Raw genomic sequence first — 15,659 nt, 5'->3', positions numbered from 1 at the left:
ATCAGGGCGACGCCCAGGACGGGCACGTTGGCGTAGGAGCACAGCAGGAAGCCCAGGAAGTAGAAGGGCACGAGCTGCTTGGTGAGCACCAGGCGGCCGAGCATGGCGAAGCCCATGGCAGGCAGGAAGTTGGCGGCAACGCCAAAGCCAGCAAGGACAAAGGGCGGGATGAAGTCGAGCAGGCCCTGGATGGCGTCAGCACCCAGATAGAACGACAGCGAGCACAGCAGGAACGCCATGATGATACCGGTCAAACCGATCAGGAAGTGCATCGCATAGACACCCTTAAGGTTGCCCTGGCCGGAGTAGACATCAGCGCGGTCGACCAGGATCGGCAGGGCGGCGTTAAGGATGTTCTTGATGGCAAGGCACAGCGTGGCGATGGGCATGGCAAGCGCGATGGCTGCCTCGGTGCTCTGGCCCAGCTGGATAGCGAAGGCGCAGGCGAGCACGCCGCCGATCGTCTCATCAGGCGGCACGTAGGCGCCGATGGAGATCGAGCCCATGAACAGCAGCTCCAGACTCGCACCGATCGCGAGGCCGGACTGCAGGTCCCCCAGCACCAGGCCCACGAGCGGGCACAGGACGATGGGGCGGAACGCGTAGAGCGTACCGAGCTGGCAGTCGAACTTACCAAATGCGGCGATAAGTCCGATGAGGATTGCTTGGGTAAGCATACATCCCCCTTTCCATATAGGACACTACGAAGAGCTCAGACTCTTCGAAATTGAACGCCTAGAGCACGCTGGCGCAGTCGACCTTGGGGTCATCGGCCAGGGGTCGAATCTCGACCTCAACGCCACGATCCAGCATCTCGCGCACATCGGCTTCCTCGGCCGCGGTCAGGAAGATCTGACGAGAGACCTGACGAGCGTCGGGACGCTTCTCGTCCTTGGGCTTGGTGTTGCCCAGGTTGACCGACTTGATCTGCGGGCAGCCCTCAACAAGCTGCTTTGCCTCAGCGATAGTGGCGACGCAGATGATCATCTTGTACTTGTCGGTCACGCCCGAGTTGATAGCTTCGATTGCATGCTCCATATCTTTGATGACGAGCTTGCAGCCGGCAGGCTTGCCCATCTTGAGCGTCGTCTTCCACACCGGGTCGTTAGCGACCTTATCGCCCACGCAGAAGATGCAGTTGGAGCCAAGGCCCTGAACCCAGGAAACTGCGACCTGGCCATGAAGCAGGCGATGGTCAACGCGAAGTAGCTGAATCATAATGTGACCCCCCAAAGGTCTTGTGCCGTCATACGGCGTGTCAGTAGGTGCTGCGGATTAGAACTCTTCCTCCTCCTCGTCATCGACCAAAAGATCGTTGACAAACTTCACGCGCGTATCGTCCGCAGCGACGATGGCGCGAATCGTCTCCTCAACCGGCGCCGACTCGTCAGAGAACAGCAGCTGGATGAGCAGAGGAAGGTTCATGTTGGTAACGAGGTACGTGCGGGGACGCGTCTGGACGATCTTGGTGAACTCGTTGTTAACGCTACCGCCAAAGAGGTCGGTGCAGACAACGACATCATCGTCGGCAGACATGCCTGCCAGCAGTTTTTGGGCCTCCTCGGCCACGTCCATGCGGCCATCGACGAACATCGAAAGATCGTGGACGTTGTCGCGAGCGCCCGAGAGCAGCTCGACGCTCTCCTTGATGCCGGTGGCGAAGTGCGCATGGCTGGCGATGATGTACTGTCTCATTCTGTGTTCCTCTCAATAGCCCGGCACGTTCCCGCACCCGTTTTCTTTAGTAGTCGAACTGGTGATAGTAGCGACGATACTTGAGGTTGTGCTTGGTGACCGTCTCGTAGTAGCGAGCCAGGCGGTCGGTCACGAGCACCGTCAGAATCCACGGGGAGACGATGACGCGGAACTCGTCGTCAAGGCCGGGGATCGCGAACTCGGCGGTGTCGATGATGTTGATGTCGGTGTCGCCGGTCACGCCGCGGTTGAGGAAGGCGCGGACGCGCTCGTCGAGCTTGCGGTTCTCGTCCTCGCCCATGAACAGGAAGACCGGGACGCCGGGCTCCACGAGCTCGAGGGTGCCGTGGAAGAAGTCGGCCGAGGTGATGTAGCGGGTGCGCTTCCACTGCATCTCCTCGAGGATGCACATCGAGAACAGGATGGTCTCGCCCCACAGGGCGCCGGAGCCGATGAACATGGTGTAGGGGGCCAGGGCGTACTTCTTGGCGAGCTCCTCGGCGCGCGGCTCGAAGCGCTTGCGGATATCGAGCATGTCCTTCCAGATGTCCTTGGTCTGCTCGATAAACAGATCGAACTTGGGGAAGCAGCCGCGGCGGTTGAGCAGGCGCAGGCCGAAGCAGTCGGCGAGGTAGTAGCCCTTCTCGCAGCCGCCCGAACCATGGTCAGAAGCCATGGCGACGCAGTTCTCGGCACCCACAGCCTGGCCGATGGGGCCCTCGGGCTTGGTCATGGCGTAGACGCGCACGCCCATGCCCTTCATCTTCTTGACGGCCTCGAGGACCTCGGGGGTGGTGCCGGACTCGGAGGCGGTGAGCACGACGGACTTCTCGGTCATGCGCTTGTGGCCCATGGCGTTCCACTCGGCGGCGTGGATCAGGTAGACCTCGAGGTCGCGGTCGCCGAACTTGTTCATGAGGTACTCGAGCTGCATGAGCTCGTCCCAGGTGCCGCCGACGCCCATCAGGAACACGGCGTCGTAGCCCTCGTCGGCGACCTTGTCGGCGAGCGCGGTCATCTTCTTGCCGGTCTCGTAGAGCGCCTTGCCGTCCTCGAGATAGCCCTCCTGGTCGAAATGCATGATCTCGATCTTCTCGGTTTCCTTCATTTGTCTCTCCTTTCTGGGGTTGTCTTCACATCCCCCATGCCAACGGGCATCAAACCCGCTTACATTCCGTAACACTCGGCCGCTTTGGCCTTAAGCGCATTGACTGATTCTTCGTAGCCCTCTGCCTTGACCTCCATTTGCTTGGAGACGGCATCAAGATACGGGTGCACGTCCCATGACTTCAGACGCTCGGCGATCATTGCCGCAATCGTCTGGAAGAACACCAAATTGGGAATTGCGCTGAGCAGCGGAGCCACCTGAGGCACCGCAACCTCGTGAGCCTTACCCCTGGGATGGGCCGTGAGCAGCACCGTTTTTGTCGTAACGTTCGATAGCGCATCGGCGATATTCGCAAGACGCTCCGACCCCTGCGGATCGTCGACGATAAACACCAGATAGCCCGGAACGATCTGCATCTCGGGACCGTGAATGAACTCCTCGCCCTCGTGATGCATGGCAGGAATCTTGATGGTCTCGCTCAGCTTGAGCGCCGCCTCCTCGGCAACGCCGTAGTTGGGACCGTTGCCGACGACCATGGCGGGCATGTGCTCAGAAAGTTCGAGCATGTGGTCTTGGACATATTCCTCGGCGGTCTTGCACATCACGGCATTGGCCTGGATGGCCTCGCGCAGGTCGTCAAGACGCTGGGCAACGCCCTTGGCGTCAATCGTTCCGCGCGCCTGACCGCCGTAAATACCAAAGAGCACCAAGTACTCAACGAGCACCTCGACGCCCAGAGTCACAAAGTCCACCGACTCGACGCCCACACCGTAGTCAAGAACGATGTCAGTGTGCTCCTTGATGGGCGCCTCGACGTTTGCCGTGAGCGCAACTGCAGCCATATCGTGTGCGCGCATGTAATCGAGCGCCGCAATCGTATTGGTCGAATAGCCACTCTGCGAGACGGCGATGTTGAGCGCATGCTGCGGATAGGTGTGTTCAAAATCGACGAAGGCCTCGGGCGTCACAACGGACACCTGCATTTGCAGGGCATCTTGCAGGTAATCGCGGGCGCAATCGGCGGCATGGCGCGACGAACCCGAAGCAACGATGCGCAGCGCGTCAAAAGAACCGGACTGGAAAATATCAACGAGCTGCGCTACCAGCTCAGACGAACGCTCGAGGTTCTCCCCCATACGCACATGGGCAAGCTGAACGTAATCGAGCATCTTCATCGTCTCACCTCGTAACAAATCATTAGTATTTGATACCAATCACAGTTACAGGTTACGGCTTTTTGATACCTCTTTGTCGATTAATTTATCCCCATCGGCGAACGGTCGATTTTGAGCCCTGTAAGGTTGTATATACAGCTGACCCAACGATCAAAACTGGTTAGTTTCCCAGCCGTTATTCACAAAATACCAGCTAGTACGTATAGGTGTAGCCGCCCGTATCGCCACGATTGAAGGACTTTACATACTCGATAGCCTGACCGCTCGCGTCATAGCTCACGCATTCCAAAAGCAAAACAAGATCGCCCTGTTCCAGTCCAAGGAGGCCGGCATCTCGTGCGCCCAGCGCTTCGATATCGAGCTTTTCCTGTGCCATGGCTGGCTTTCGGCCCAGCATCTCATAGGTCTCGTACAAACTGAAGACCGACACGTCAATATCTTCGATGGTTGGGAACAGCAGGCAGGGAATCAGCGCCGTCTCAATCGATACGGGGCTACCGTTTATGCAGTTCAGGCGTCGAACGGAATAGAGCAGGTCGTCCTCGGCGATGCCAAACAGGTCGGCGTAATATGGCCCCGCATAACGCTTGGAACGCGCGAGAATACGGACGGACGGCTCGCCGCCCGAAGCACGGACCGATTCACGGAAACCGACCGTGCGTTCAAAAAAAGCAGGTACTTTCTGCGCCACAAAGGCACCTTTTCCCCGAACACGGCGAATCTGCCCGCGCCGAACCAGCTCATCGACAGCGCTTCGGATGGTCAAGCGTGTCGTACCAAATTCCTCGGCGAGGTCTTTTTCGGACGGAATCATGGAACCCGTGGGATATATACCGCGCTCGATACGTTCCTCGATGCGGCGTCGAATGCGCATATAAACCGGGGTGGCATCTACTGTTTCAGCCATTGTTCACCTGCCACGCTCCTCATGACGTTCTCTTCGCCGTTATCGGCAAAGCGGAACTTTGTGGGCAAAATCACCGATTTGCAATGCTCCACAAAACGCATGTCCTTATCAAATTCGATCGAGCTCTCATAGAACACCGGCGTTCCCTCTTCTTGCTGGAGCAGCTCGGCCTCTTCGACGTCCAAACGCGAGATGGAGATATGCTCACGTCCATGCTCAACACGCACGCCACCTTCTTTGAGCAAGACATCGTAAAGGCTCTCACACTCAAAATCGTGTTCGGGAAGCGATGGGCACAGGGACAGGTTAACGTGAGCGGTCTCGATTGACGCCGGCTCGCCCTCAATAAGTCGAACGCGCTGCATGCGGAGCAAGGGAGCGCCTACAGCCACCCCAAGCTTGTCGGCAAGCGCCTCATCCGCCTCGATGGTCCCGGTGGAAACCAGACGAGAAGAGGGGTGCAGGCCGGCAGTCCGTACAGCATCGGAAAAGTTATACGTTTCCTGGAAGATGTTCAACGGCTTGGGAGGACACACATACGTACCCGATCCGCGACGGCTCTCGAGCGTTCCACACGAGATGAGCCGCGTGATACCGGCACGCAACGCCGTACGCGAAACGCCAATCTCTTCGCACAGCACGCGCTCGGCCGGCAGGCGATCGCCGCCGGCAAGCTGATGGTGCTGGATATACCAAAGAATTCCCTCAACAGCACGATCTTTGGGGGGAATTGCATAAGATTCGCCTGCCATTGCACAGACTCCTCATTCAGAAACGTATGCCGCCAAAATTAGGCCAGCCCTCCCATGGCATCAAATTCGGCCTTGATCTTCTCGGCGACATTCCGATACGACTTATATAGACTTGAATCGCGTTTGACTTCGTCGGTCATAACGGGAATCTCTAATTTGGAAACCTCGTCTTTTCCCGTCTGAACCGCCACAACAACGCCCATACCAAGACACATATTACGCTTGGCAGCGTTTATTTTCGCCGCCTTGGCAGGATTTGCCAGGATACGCTGGGCAAATTCCTGTTTAGAGACCGCTTCTTCGGCCTCCGGATCGCCCGCCTCGGCCACTTCGCACTGCAACACGTCCGCATAGTCAAAAATCTTCGGCTCGCCGCCGCGCTGATGTACGGCCCACTTGCGATGCGTGGCATCCTGGTAGATAGCCGGCAAAAACGTAAACCGCGGCGGGTCCAAAATCGTATCCGTGATGGTAAACACATCGGGATCAAAGGCATCCTGCGGGTTTTTCTTCTTGAACAGCCCCATATCAGCCTCCCGTACTAGTATTAAACAACTCAAGCTGAATATAGCACCAATTTCAAGCCGCCGCCTTACCCTATCGGTGCGCGGCGTCTATGGCTCGCCCAGCGGAAGAGTTCACGGACGAGGGCCGGGGTGCCTGCCGGCAAATAGCGGACACTCCGCATGCAATCTATGCAAACAAGCAAGTACGCTTAGCTACATTCGGTAAGCTCGAGCACGCTGTCCTTAACGATAAGCGCCGGCTCCAGAACGACCTCTTCGGCACGTCTACCGCCCCTACCGGCAAGACGCTTGGACATGCAGCCAAAAGCATGCTCCGCAAGGACACCAGGATCCTGCTCGATCGCGGTCAGCGCCGGCTCAAAGAGAACGTCGGCCGCCGAGTTGTCATAGCTTACGACCGAGATATCGCCTGGGATGCTCTTCCCCATCTCGTGCAAGCGCTTGAGCAGACCGAGGGCAATGTTATCCGAGCTTGCGAACACGGCGGTGGCGTCAGTTGCGAGCACCGCCTCCGAGGCCTCGTAGGCACTCGGAATGTAGTACTCGCTCTCAAACTCCAAACGCGCATCGATGGGCAGCCCCACCTCGCGCAGCGCACGCTCGTAGCCGGCAAGACGCTTACGACCCGTATTGGAACGGCGCGCATTAACCAAGCAGGCAATGCGACGGTGGCCCTGCTCGATCAGATAGCGGGTGGCCATGTAGCCACCCATCTCGTGGTCGAACATCACCTTGTCGCACTCGAGCCCCTCAATGGCACGGTCGACCATTACCGCCGGGATGGGTAGATGGCTGACCTCTTCGCGCAGGGCGCGGTCGTCAGAGAACTCGTCGCCTACCACCAAAAAGACGCCATCGACGCCGCGCGTCACCAGCTGGCGCAGGAGCTCCAGATCGTCCTCGGCACTTCCACCCGAGCTGGTAATAAAGAGCGCATATCCGTCCTCGCGGCAGCGCTTTTCCAAGCTGCCGGCGAGCGAAGCAAAAAAGCGGCTCTCGATGTTAGGGACGATAAGGCCCAGTGTGCGCGACTCGCGCATGACCAGGCTACGCGCGATCTGGTTAGGAACATAATGGTTGCGCGCCGCGACCTCTTTGATGAGCTTGCGGTTTTCTTCCGAGATTCGACAGGGCCGATTGTTGAGAACAAGCGAGACCGACGAGGGGGAAAGCCCCACCTCCTGGGCAATCTGCTTGAGAGTAACTTTGTTGCCCATCTCGCTCCTTCCGAGTATTCGCGCAATCTCTTGAAAGTATAGCGACCGTCCCTCTACCTTGATGATAAACACTTTACCAATCCGGTAGACGGCTGTTTTATCGCCGCGATTGGCGCAAAGCAACCTAACCCCTTTGCGCCATGTGATGCATTGGGGTCAGGTTACTTTGCACCAAATCCATCCGGGTGGGGTATATTGCATTCGATTAATGAAAACGACCACCATAAGGCGGATATTCGTATGCACGAGAATGACTTTTTCAACGAGGACCTGCTCTGCGCGCTCGCCGGAGTTGCCGGCGAGGACAACGTGCTCATGAGCGAGCCCATGCGCGAGCACACCACGTTTAAGATCGGCGGCCCGGCCGATGTCTTTGTCACGCCCGATACCGAGCAGGGCCTCGTCGCCACGCTTGACACCTGCTACCGCTGCGATCTGCCGCTCACCATCGTGGGCAACGGCTCCGACTTACTCGTCGGTGACAAGGGCATCCGCGGTGTCGTCGTGGCACTGGGCGAAGGCCTCTCTAACATCACCGTCGACGGCACGCATGTTACGGCAGCAGCCGGCGCCCTGCTTTCCGATGTCGCCGTGGCTGCCGCCGAAGCCCACCTCACCGGCATGGAGCCCCTCTCGGGCATCCCCGGCTCGGTCGGCGGCGCCTGCTATATGAACGCCGGTGCCTACGGCGCCTGCATGGCCGATGTTTTGGAGTCCGTGCGCGTCTATAAGCCCGCCCGCGCGCTCGACGACGGCACCCGCGGCAGCGGCAATATCATTGAGTTCGATGTCGACGAGCTTAACCTGGGCTATCGCAAGAGCCGCATCGCCGACGACGGCTTTATCGTGCTCTCTGCCACCTTTAACCTCGCCCCGGGCAACGCCGCGATGATCAAGGCCGACATGGACGGCTACCGCCAACGCCGCGAGGACAAGCAGCCGCTCGACATGCCGAGCGCCGGTTCCACTTTCAAGCGCCCCGAGGGCCACTTCGCCGGCAAGCTCATCATGGACGCCGGCCTTCGCGGCCACGCTATCGGCGGCGCCCAGGTGAGCGAGAAGCACTGCGGCTTCATCGTCAACGCCGATCACGCCACCGCTGCCGACGTCGACAAACTCATCCGCCACATCCAAGCAACCGTCAAAGACCAATTCGGAGTAGACCTACAACCCGAAGTCCACCGAGTAGGCGAATTTTTATAAAAAGAAGGCCCCGAAAGGGGCCTTCACTCTCTTTAATTCAGATAAACCAGTCCGGTGTGTCGCGCCTTGAACCCGGAAGGTCCGGGGCTGCGGGCGAGGCATAAGGTTGGTCGCGAGTTCCGCACGCAAAGAAGGCCACTTAATGTGGCCTTCGTCTTGCGCAGGACTGTAGAGCAGGCAACCTTATGCCTCGCCCGCAGCCCCGGACCAACTTACTTCAAACTGCAGCTACGACAGCGCGATACCGCCAAGCCAGCCCCAGCGCACGCCAGAGCCAGTGCCGTAGAACCCAATGAACGAGTCAAGCGACTTAGACGTGATGGCGCCCTCGTTGCTCATAACGATGCCGCCGCCAACATAGATGCCCACGTGTCCGTACAGCAGACCTGGCGTACCGGTGCCACTGTGCGACGAGTCGGCCACGATCATGCCCACCTGCAGCGCCGAACGATCGGAGCTGTAGCACCAGGCGTTAAACATGTCGCACGCGTTGCCGCCAAAGTAGCCCACGCCGGCGTTGCGGAACACGTTGGTAACCCAGGCGGCGCACCAGTTCAGGCCAGGCGAAGGCGTGGAGTAGCATGCATTGACGACGGCCTGCTGCTTGCCCGAGCCGGCATTCTGCTGCGGGGTGCCGCCGGCATACGAGCCGCCACCCGAGCTTGAACCACCCGAATAGGAATTGTTCTTGTTTGCGGCAGCCGCGGCAGCGGCAGCCTTCTTGGCAGCTTCCTCGGCCTGAGCGGCAGCGAGAATCTCGGAATCGCGCTGGGCCATGAGCTCCTTAACATCATCGGAAAGGCCGTTCAGAACCGTCTGGACCTCCTGCTGCTTGGCCTGCATGTCCTGCATCTGAGCAGTCTGCTGGTCCTTGAGCTTCTCCAGGTCGGCCTTCTGCGACTCGAGCTCGGACTTCTGCGTATCGAGCTCTTTCTGGATGGTCTGGATGTCCTCGATGGCGTCACGGTCGCTCTTGTTGATCTTCTCGACGTAATGCGCGTTGGCGACGAGCTCCTCAAACGAACCAGAAGCGAGCAGCAACGACAAGATGTTGGTGCCGCCCGACTTATAGCTGGCGGCAACGCGATCGGAAAGATCGCTGCGCTTCTCTTTGAGCTCGGCCTTCTTGGTGTCGATCTGAGCCTGCGTCTCGTCAATCTGGCCCTGTACGCCCTCGATATCGCTGAGGGTCTGGGCATTCTTGTTGGCGAGCGTCGCGTACTCATTAGCGATGCTGTCGAGCTGGGCCTGGACCTCGTCGAGCTGGGCCTGGGCGGCATTCAGTTTGTCGGTGGTTTCTTGGCTGGCCTCAGCCGCATGGGCGCGGGCGGGCAGGCCAAAAAGAACAGCCGCGGAAGCAGCACCGAAAAGAGCCTTAAGGGCAGTGCGGCGCGAAAGCTCCTGCGTAAAAATGGAATCGTTGTTTGGTGACATATGTACTCCGTTACATGCTTATTTATATGTCGCTCAACTCAAACATATTAACGCACATCGCGCTTGTCCCAACTATTTCCACGAACGGCTGGAAAAGCATGGTCAGCGGCTCGCAAATACGTCCCACACCAAAGGTAAGGATTATGCAAATAACACCCTATGAGTACGTTAACATCAATCCTCTGGTTTTCCTGCCCCGCGTGTTTTGGGCGCCCCCAGCTGCGCTATACTCCCCTCAAGAAGTGTTCCTGATTCGATAGGAGACTACATGTCCAAAGCACTCGACCCCAAAGACACCTGCGTCCTCGTTACCGGCGGCGCCGGCTTTATCGGCTCGCACACCGTCGTTCAGCTGCTCGAGGGTGGCTACCAGGTTGTCGTCGTCGATGACCTCTCCAACTCCAGCGCCGTTGCCATCGACCGCGTCAAGACCATCGTGGGCGACGAGGCCGCCAAGAACCTCACCTTCTACGAGGCCAACGTGCTCGACCGCGATGCAATGAACAAGATCTTCGATACCCACCAGATCGACCGCGTCATCCACTTCGCCGGCTTTAAGGCCGTTGGCGAGTCGGTGAGCAAGCCCGTCGAGTACTACCACAACAATATCGAGAACACCCTGGTGCTCATCGATGTCATGCGCAACCACGGTTGTAAGTCCATCATCTTCTCGAGCTCTTCGACCGTCTACGGCGATCCGGACAATCCGCCCGTCACCGAGGAAGACCCCAAGAAGCCCGCGACCAACCCCTATGGTTGGACCAAGTGGATGATTGAGCAGATCCTCATGGACGTCCACACCGCCGACCCCGAGTGGGACGTCGTGCTGCTCCGTTATTTCAATCCCATCGGCGCCCATCCGTCGGGCCTGATCGGCGAGGATCCCAAGGGTATCCCCAACAACCTGGTGCCTTATGTCGCCCAGGTCGCCGTCGGTAAGCTCGAGGCCGTTCAGGTCTTTGGCAACGACTACCCCACCCCCGACGGCACCGGTGTTCGCGACTACATCCACGTGTGCGACCTGGCATCTGGTCACGTGGCCGCCCTCAACTGGATGAACGGCAAGACCGGCGTCGAAATCTTTAACCTGGGCACCGGCACCGGCACCTCGGTGCTCGAGGTCGTCGCTGCCTTCTCCAAGGCGTGCGGCAAGGAGCTGCCCTACGTGATTCGCGAGCGCCGTGTCGGCGATATCGCCGCCAACTGGTGCGATGCCTCCAAGGCCGAGCGCATGATGGGCTGGAAGGCCCAGTACGATATCGCGGACATGTGCCGCGACAGCTGGAATTGGCAGAGCCATAACCCCAACGGCTTCGCCGACGCCGAGTAGCAAAAAACCTACATAGCGTTCTTGCCCCGGTCTCACGATGCGAGACCGGGGCTTTTTTCATGGCGCGTAACCATTTACCGAAAATGGGCCAACTTTTTAATCTCGCCTATACATGTTTAAACAACATGTTCTACAATAGAGACATCGACTCTAAACTCGGGACGGGCTGTTCACCCATCTGCAGGCCGATCCCACAACAAGAAGGTTGGTGAGCACATCCATGGAGCGTGCAAGCGGTGTTCTCATGCCCATCTCGTCTCTGCCCGGACCGTATGGCATCGGCGGCTTTGGCTGGAACGCCTATGACTTTGTCGATTTCCTCGCCTCGTGCAAACAACATTATTGGCAGATTCTGCCCCTTACGACGACGAGCTATGGCGACTCGCCCTATCAGTCGTTCTCGGCCCGTGCGGGCAACCCCAACTTCATCGACTTTGCCGAGCTTATCGAGGCCGGCTATCTGGAGCAGCGCGATATCGACGGCGTGTACCTGGGCTCCGATCCCAACAACGTTGACTATGGCGCCATCTTTGGTGGCCGTCGTCAGATTCTCGACCGCGCCGCCGAGCGCTTTGCCGCCGACAAGCCAGCCGACTTCGACGACTTTGTCCAAGCAAACGAAGACTGGCTCATCCCCTACTGCGAGTTCATGACCGTCAAGGAGGAGTGCGGTCTCAAGGCATTTTGGGAGTGGCCCGCGGAGCTCCGTACCCGCGGTGAGGCTTCTGCCAAGGTCTGCGCCGCCCATCCCGCGCGCATGCTCTACCACCAGATGACGCAGTACTTCTTCAATCGTCAGTGGAGCCGCCTCAAGGCCTATGCCAACGAGCGCGACATCCTCATCATCGGCGACCTGCCCATCTATGTCTCGCGCGACTCCGTTGAGATGTGGGCCACGCCCGAGCTCTTTAAGATCGACGCCGCCGGTAATCCTGTGAGTGTCGCTGGCACGCCGCCCGACCAGTTCTCGGCCACCGGCCAGTACTGGGGCAATCCCATCTACAACTGGGACGCCATGGAGGCCGACGGTTTCTCCTGGTGGGAGGGCCGTATCCGCGCCGCCCTCGACATGTACGATGTCATCCGCCTGGATCACTTCCGTGGCTTTGAGGCCTATTGGGAGGTGCCGTTCTCCTCACCCGATTCGTCCTACGGTTCGTGGACGCAGGGCCCCGGCCTCAAGTTCTTCAAGACGCTCGAGGAAAAGCTCGGCACGCTGCCCATCATCGCCGAAGACCTTGGCTTCCTCACCCCCGGCGTCATCGACATGCGCGACAACTCGGGCTTCCCCGGCATGAAGATCTTGCAGTTCGCCTTTGAGGGCACCAACTCGTACTACCTGCCGCACAACTACATTGCCAACACCGTCGCCTATGTGGGCACACACGACAACGAGACGGCGCGCGGTTGGTTTGAGGGAACGGCCACCCCGCGCCAGCGCGAGCAGGCGGCCCTGTACACCCACCAGCAGGCAGGCGAGCCCATGGCCGATGCACTCAACCGCACCATCGCCGCCAGCGTGAGCGATACCTGTATCTACACCATGCAAGACCTGCTCAACCTGGGCAACGAGGCACGCATCAACACCCCCGCCACCCTGGGCGGCAACTGGACCTGGCGCATGCTCGATGGTGCCATCACCCGCGAGCTCGAGCACAAGCTCACCGACTGGACCGAAACCTACTTCCGCATTCCGTCGGAAGCCGAAATCGAGCTTCCCCAATAGGAGCCACCGCACCCGACCCCATTCCATCGTGCGGACGCGTCCGTTTTCCCCGCGCGAGGCCATTCCAATCCCTCGCGCGGGCTTCTTTTGTATTTCTGACATGTAATCAACCCATCACAGGAGGAAACATGCCCCGTATCAATCTCGCAGAACTCGCCGAGCAGTCCTTCGGAACTTCGCTCGAGCAGCTCGATGACCGTCGTATTTATAAGCTGCTGGTCAAGCTCGTGCAGGAGCACTCTGCTGCCTGTCCTCTCAACAACGGCAAGAAAAAGCTCTACTACATCTCTGCCGAGTTTTTGATCGGCAAGCTGCTCATCAACAATATGATCGACCTTGGCATCTATGACGAGGTTAAGGACCAGCTCACCGCCGCGGGCCACGACCTCAACAAGATCGAGGAGTTCGAGGTCGAACCGTCGCTCGGCAACGGCGGCCTGGGCCGTCTGGCCGCATGCTTCTTGGATTCCATCGCCACGCTGGGCCTTACCGGCGACGGCGTGGGCCTCAACTACCATTACGGCCTGTTCCGCCAGCGCTTTGTCGACAACCAGCAGAAGGCCGTCCCCGACGAGTGGCTTGGCGAGCAAGACATCCTGATCGACGACGACCGCTCCTACACCGTCGAGTTCGGTGATTTTGCCGTTACTTCCAAGCTCGTCAACATCGATGTGCCCGGTTATGGCCAGCCCACCAAGAACCGCCTGCGCCTGTTCGACCTGGCAAGTGTCGACGACGGCCTGGTCCCCGGCAGCTCCATCGACTTCGACAAGACCGAGATCGCCAAGAACCTCACCTTGTTCCTCTATCCGGATGATTCCGACGAGCAGGGCCGCCTGCTTCGCATCTACCAGGAATACTTCATGGTGAGCAACGCCACCCAGCTCCTGATCGACGAGGCCATCGAGCGCGGCAGCAACTTGCACGACCTGGCCGACTACGCCGTAGTCCAGATCAATGACACGCACCCCACCATGGTCATCCCCGAGCTCATTCGCTTGCTCACCACCGAGCATGGCATCGAGTTTGACGAGGCCGTGACCATCGTGCGCTCCATGGTCGCCTACACTAACCACACGATTCTTGCCGAGGCGCTCGAGAAGTGGCCGCTCACCAGCCTGCAGAAGGTCTCGCCCGCCATCGCCGACATTATCGTCAAGCTCGACGAGGTCGCCAAGGCCGAGCACGACGACCCGCGTGTCGCCATCATCGACGAGTACGACACCGTCCACATGGCCCACGTGGACATCCACTTTGGCTTCTCCATCAACGGCGTCGCCGCACTCCACACCAAGATCCTGGAGGACACCGAGCTTCATCCGTTCTACGAGATCTACCCCGAGAAGTTCTCCAACAAGACCAACGGCATCACCTTCCGCCGCTGGATCCAGGGAGCCAACCCCGCGCTCGCCAACCTGCTCGACGATGTGATCGGCACCGACTGGCGCAGCACCGGCGATCTGAGCAAACTCGCCAAGTTCGCCGACGACAAAGATGTTCTTGAGCGCCTGGCTGCCACCAAGACCGAGGCCAAGGCCATCATGCGCCAGTTCATGGCGCTCGAGCAGGGTGTGACCATTCCCTCCAACGCCATCATCGATGTTCAGGTCAAGCGTATCCACGAGTACAAGCGCCAGCAGATGCTCGCGCTCTACATCATCTGGAAGTATCTCGACATCAAAAACGGCAATAAGCCTAAGCACCCCGTCACCATCATCTTTGGCGGCAAGGCAGCGCCTGCCTATACCATCGCTCAGGACATCATCCACCTAATCCTGACGCTGTCCCAGTGGATAGCCAACGACCCCGACGTGGCCCCCTACCTGCAGGTCGTCATGATCGAGAACTACAACGTCACCGCCGCCGAGCGCGTAATCCCCGCCGCCGACATCTCCGAGCAGATCAGTCTGGCCTCCAAGGAGGCGAGCGGCACTTCCAACATGAAGTTCATGCTCAACGGCGCCCTGACCCTGTGCACGCTCGACGGTGCCAACGTGGAGATTGCTGAGCTCGTGGGCGACGAGAACATCTATACCTTTGGCGCCTCGTCCAAACAGGTCGAGCAGCTCTACGCCGACGGCACCTACAACGCCGGCGCGCTCTACCGCAAGCCCGGCATCAAACTGCTGGTGGACTTCATCACCAACCCCGCCTTTATGGCGACCGGCAACGCGGAGCGCCTGCAGCGTCTGCACGACGACATCAAGGGCAAGGACTGGTTTATGGCCCTGCTCGATATTGAAGAGTACATCCAGACCAAGGAGCGCGTGCTAGAAGACTACGAGGACCAGGGTGCTTGGTTGCGCAAGGCGCTGATCAACATCGCCAACGCTGGCACCTTCTCGTCCGACCGCACGATCTCCCAGTACAACGACGAGATTTGGCACCTGAGCTAACCCATTCCCCTTACCCATCCTCTTGAAAGCGGAGTCGCGGCAACGCGGCTCCGTTTTTTGTGCCCTTGTGTTGCCCGTGGCCCGCCTCGACCTAATCGTCTCAATCTGTAACACCTACTCGGCCAAAACGGTCCTACCTGTTACAGATCAAGACAAACCGATCCTTTTCCCTAGGGTTTATCTCAATCT

14 protein-coding genes are annotated in these 15,659 nt (G+C 59.0%); 4 read left to right on the top strand and 10 right to left on the bottom strand.

The window, feature by feature from the left end; genetic code table 11:
* From AAAX35_RS08830 to AAAX35_RS08790, 9 genes are all read right to left on the bottom strand, one after another.
* Positions 1–677 (bottom strand): PTS sugar transporter subunit IIC (locus AAAX35_RS08830; RefSeq protein WP_349117359.1); only part of this gene is annotated, 677 nt, incomplete at its 3' end.
* Positions 678–735: 58 nt separating this feature from the next.
* Positions 736–1,218 (bottom strand): PTS sugar transporter subunit IIB, encoded by a 483-nt coding sequence (locus AAAX35_RS08825; RefSeq protein ID WP_099432286.1) that lies wholly within the window; start codon positions 1,216–1,218, stop codon positions 736–738.
* A 57-nt stretch (positions 1,219–1,275) separates the two neighbouring features.
* Entirely contained in the window at positions 1,276–1,695 is a 420-nt protein-coding gene (locus AAAX35_RS08820; RefSeq protein ID WP_148346728.1) for a PTS fructose transporter subunit IIA, read from the bottom strand.
* 46 nt (positions 1,696–1,741) lie between these two features.
* Positions 1,742–2,803, bottom strand: coding sequence for an SIS domain-containing protein (locus AAAX35_RS08815; RefSeq protein ID WP_349117358.1), 1,062 nt, complete (start codon positions 2,801–2,803; stop codon positions 1,742–1,744).
* Between the two features lie 59 nt (positions 2,804–2,862).
* Complete coding sequence (locus tag AAAX35_RS08810; protein ID WP_349117357.1) at positions 2,863–3,978, bottom strand: SIS domain-containing protein; 1,116 nt, start codon at positions 3,976–3,978, stop codon at positions 2,863–2,865.
* A gap of 193 nt (positions 3,979–4,171) precedes the next feature.
* Positions 4,172–4,885, bottom strand: a complete 714-nt coding sequence (locus AAAX35_RS08805; RefSeq protein ID WP_347479634.1) for a GntR family transcriptional regulator — start codon at positions 4,883–4,885, stop codon at positions 4,172–4,174.
* Positions 4,870–5,637 carry a GntR family transcriptional regulator gene (locus AAAX35_RS08800; RefSeq protein WP_349117356.1) on the bottom strand — a complete coding sequence of 256 codons (768 nt, stop codon included), beginning with the start codon at positions 5,635–5,637 and terminating at the stop codon, positions 4,870–4,872. The genes AAAX35_RS08805 and AAAX35_RS08800 overlap by 16 nt, the downstream gene beginning before the upstream one ends.
* 38 nt (positions 5,638–5,675) lie before the next feature.
* A complete protein-coding gene (locus AAAX35_RS08795; RefSeq protein WP_138113439.1) occupies positions 5,676–6,164 on the bottom strand; it encodes a hypothetical protein in 489 nt (162 codons plus the stop codon).
* A gap of 188 nt (positions 6,165–6,352) precedes the next feature.
* Positions 6,353–7,381 carry a LacI family DNA-binding transcriptional regulator gene (locus AAAX35_RS08790; protein WP_349117355.1) on the bottom strand — a complete coding sequence of 343 codons (1,029 nt, stop codon included), beginning with the start codon at positions 7,379–7,381 and terminating at the stop codon, positions 6,353–6,355.
* Between the two features lie 240 nt (positions 7,382–7,621).
* On the opposite strand from AAAX35_RS08790, the gene murB reads away from it, so the two are divergent.
* Positions 7,622–8,584 carry a UDP-N-acetylmuramate dehydrogenase gene (gene murB / locus AAAX35_RS08785; RefSeq protein ID WP_349117354.1) on the top strand — a complete coding sequence of 321 codons (963 nt, stop codon included), beginning with the start codon at positions 7,622–7,624 and terminating at the stop codon, positions 8,582–8,584.
* A gap of 228 nt (positions 8,585–8,812) precedes the next feature.
* Here murB and AAAX35_RS08780 read toward each other — a convergent pair whose 3' ends face one another.
* Positions 8,813–10,018 carry a hypothetical protein gene (locus AAAX35_RS08780; protein ID WP_349090297.1) on the bottom strand — a complete coding sequence of 402 codons (1,206 nt, stop codon included), beginning with the start codon at positions 10,016–10,018 and terminating at the stop codon, positions 8,813–8,815.
* 268 nt (positions 10,019–10,286) lie between these two features.
* On the opposite strand from AAAX35_RS08780, the gene galE reads away from it, so the two are divergent.
* The 3 genes from galE (at position 10,287) to glgP (ending at position 15,470) form a co-directional block, all read left to right on the top strand.
* Positions 10,287–11,348: a UDP-glucose 4-epimerase GalE gene (galE, locus tag AAAX35_RS08775; protein ID WP_349117353.1), complete on the top strand. Its 1,062-nt coding sequence runs from the start codon at positions 10,287–10,289 to the stop codon at positions 11,346–11,348.
* Between the two features lie 220 nt (positions 11,349–11,568).
* Positions 11,569–13,074: a 4-alpha-glucanotransferase gene (gene malQ / locus AAAX35_RS08770; RefSeq protein WP_349117352.1), complete on the top strand. Its 1,506-nt coding sequence runs from the start codon at positions 11,569–11,571 to the stop codon at positions 13,072–13,074.
* 128 nt (positions 13,075–13,202) lie between these two features.
* Positions 13,203–15,470 carry a glycogen/starch/alpha-glucan family phosphorylase gene (glgP, locus tag AAAX35_RS08765; protein ID WP_349117351.1) on the top strand — a complete coding sequence of 756 codons (2,268 nt, stop codon included), beginning with the start codon at positions 13,203–13,205 and terminating at the stop codon, positions 15,468–15,470.
* Positions 15,471–15,659: the final 189 nt, after the last annotated feature.

This window comes from Collinsella sp. CLA-ER-H11 (assembly GCF_040092445.1).
In the GTDB taxonomy this organism is placed as follows: Bacteria; Actinomycetota; Coriobacteriia; order Coriobacteriales; family Coriobacteriaceae; genus Collinsella.
This window is presented reverse-complemented; position numbering and strand designations above follow the sequence as displayed.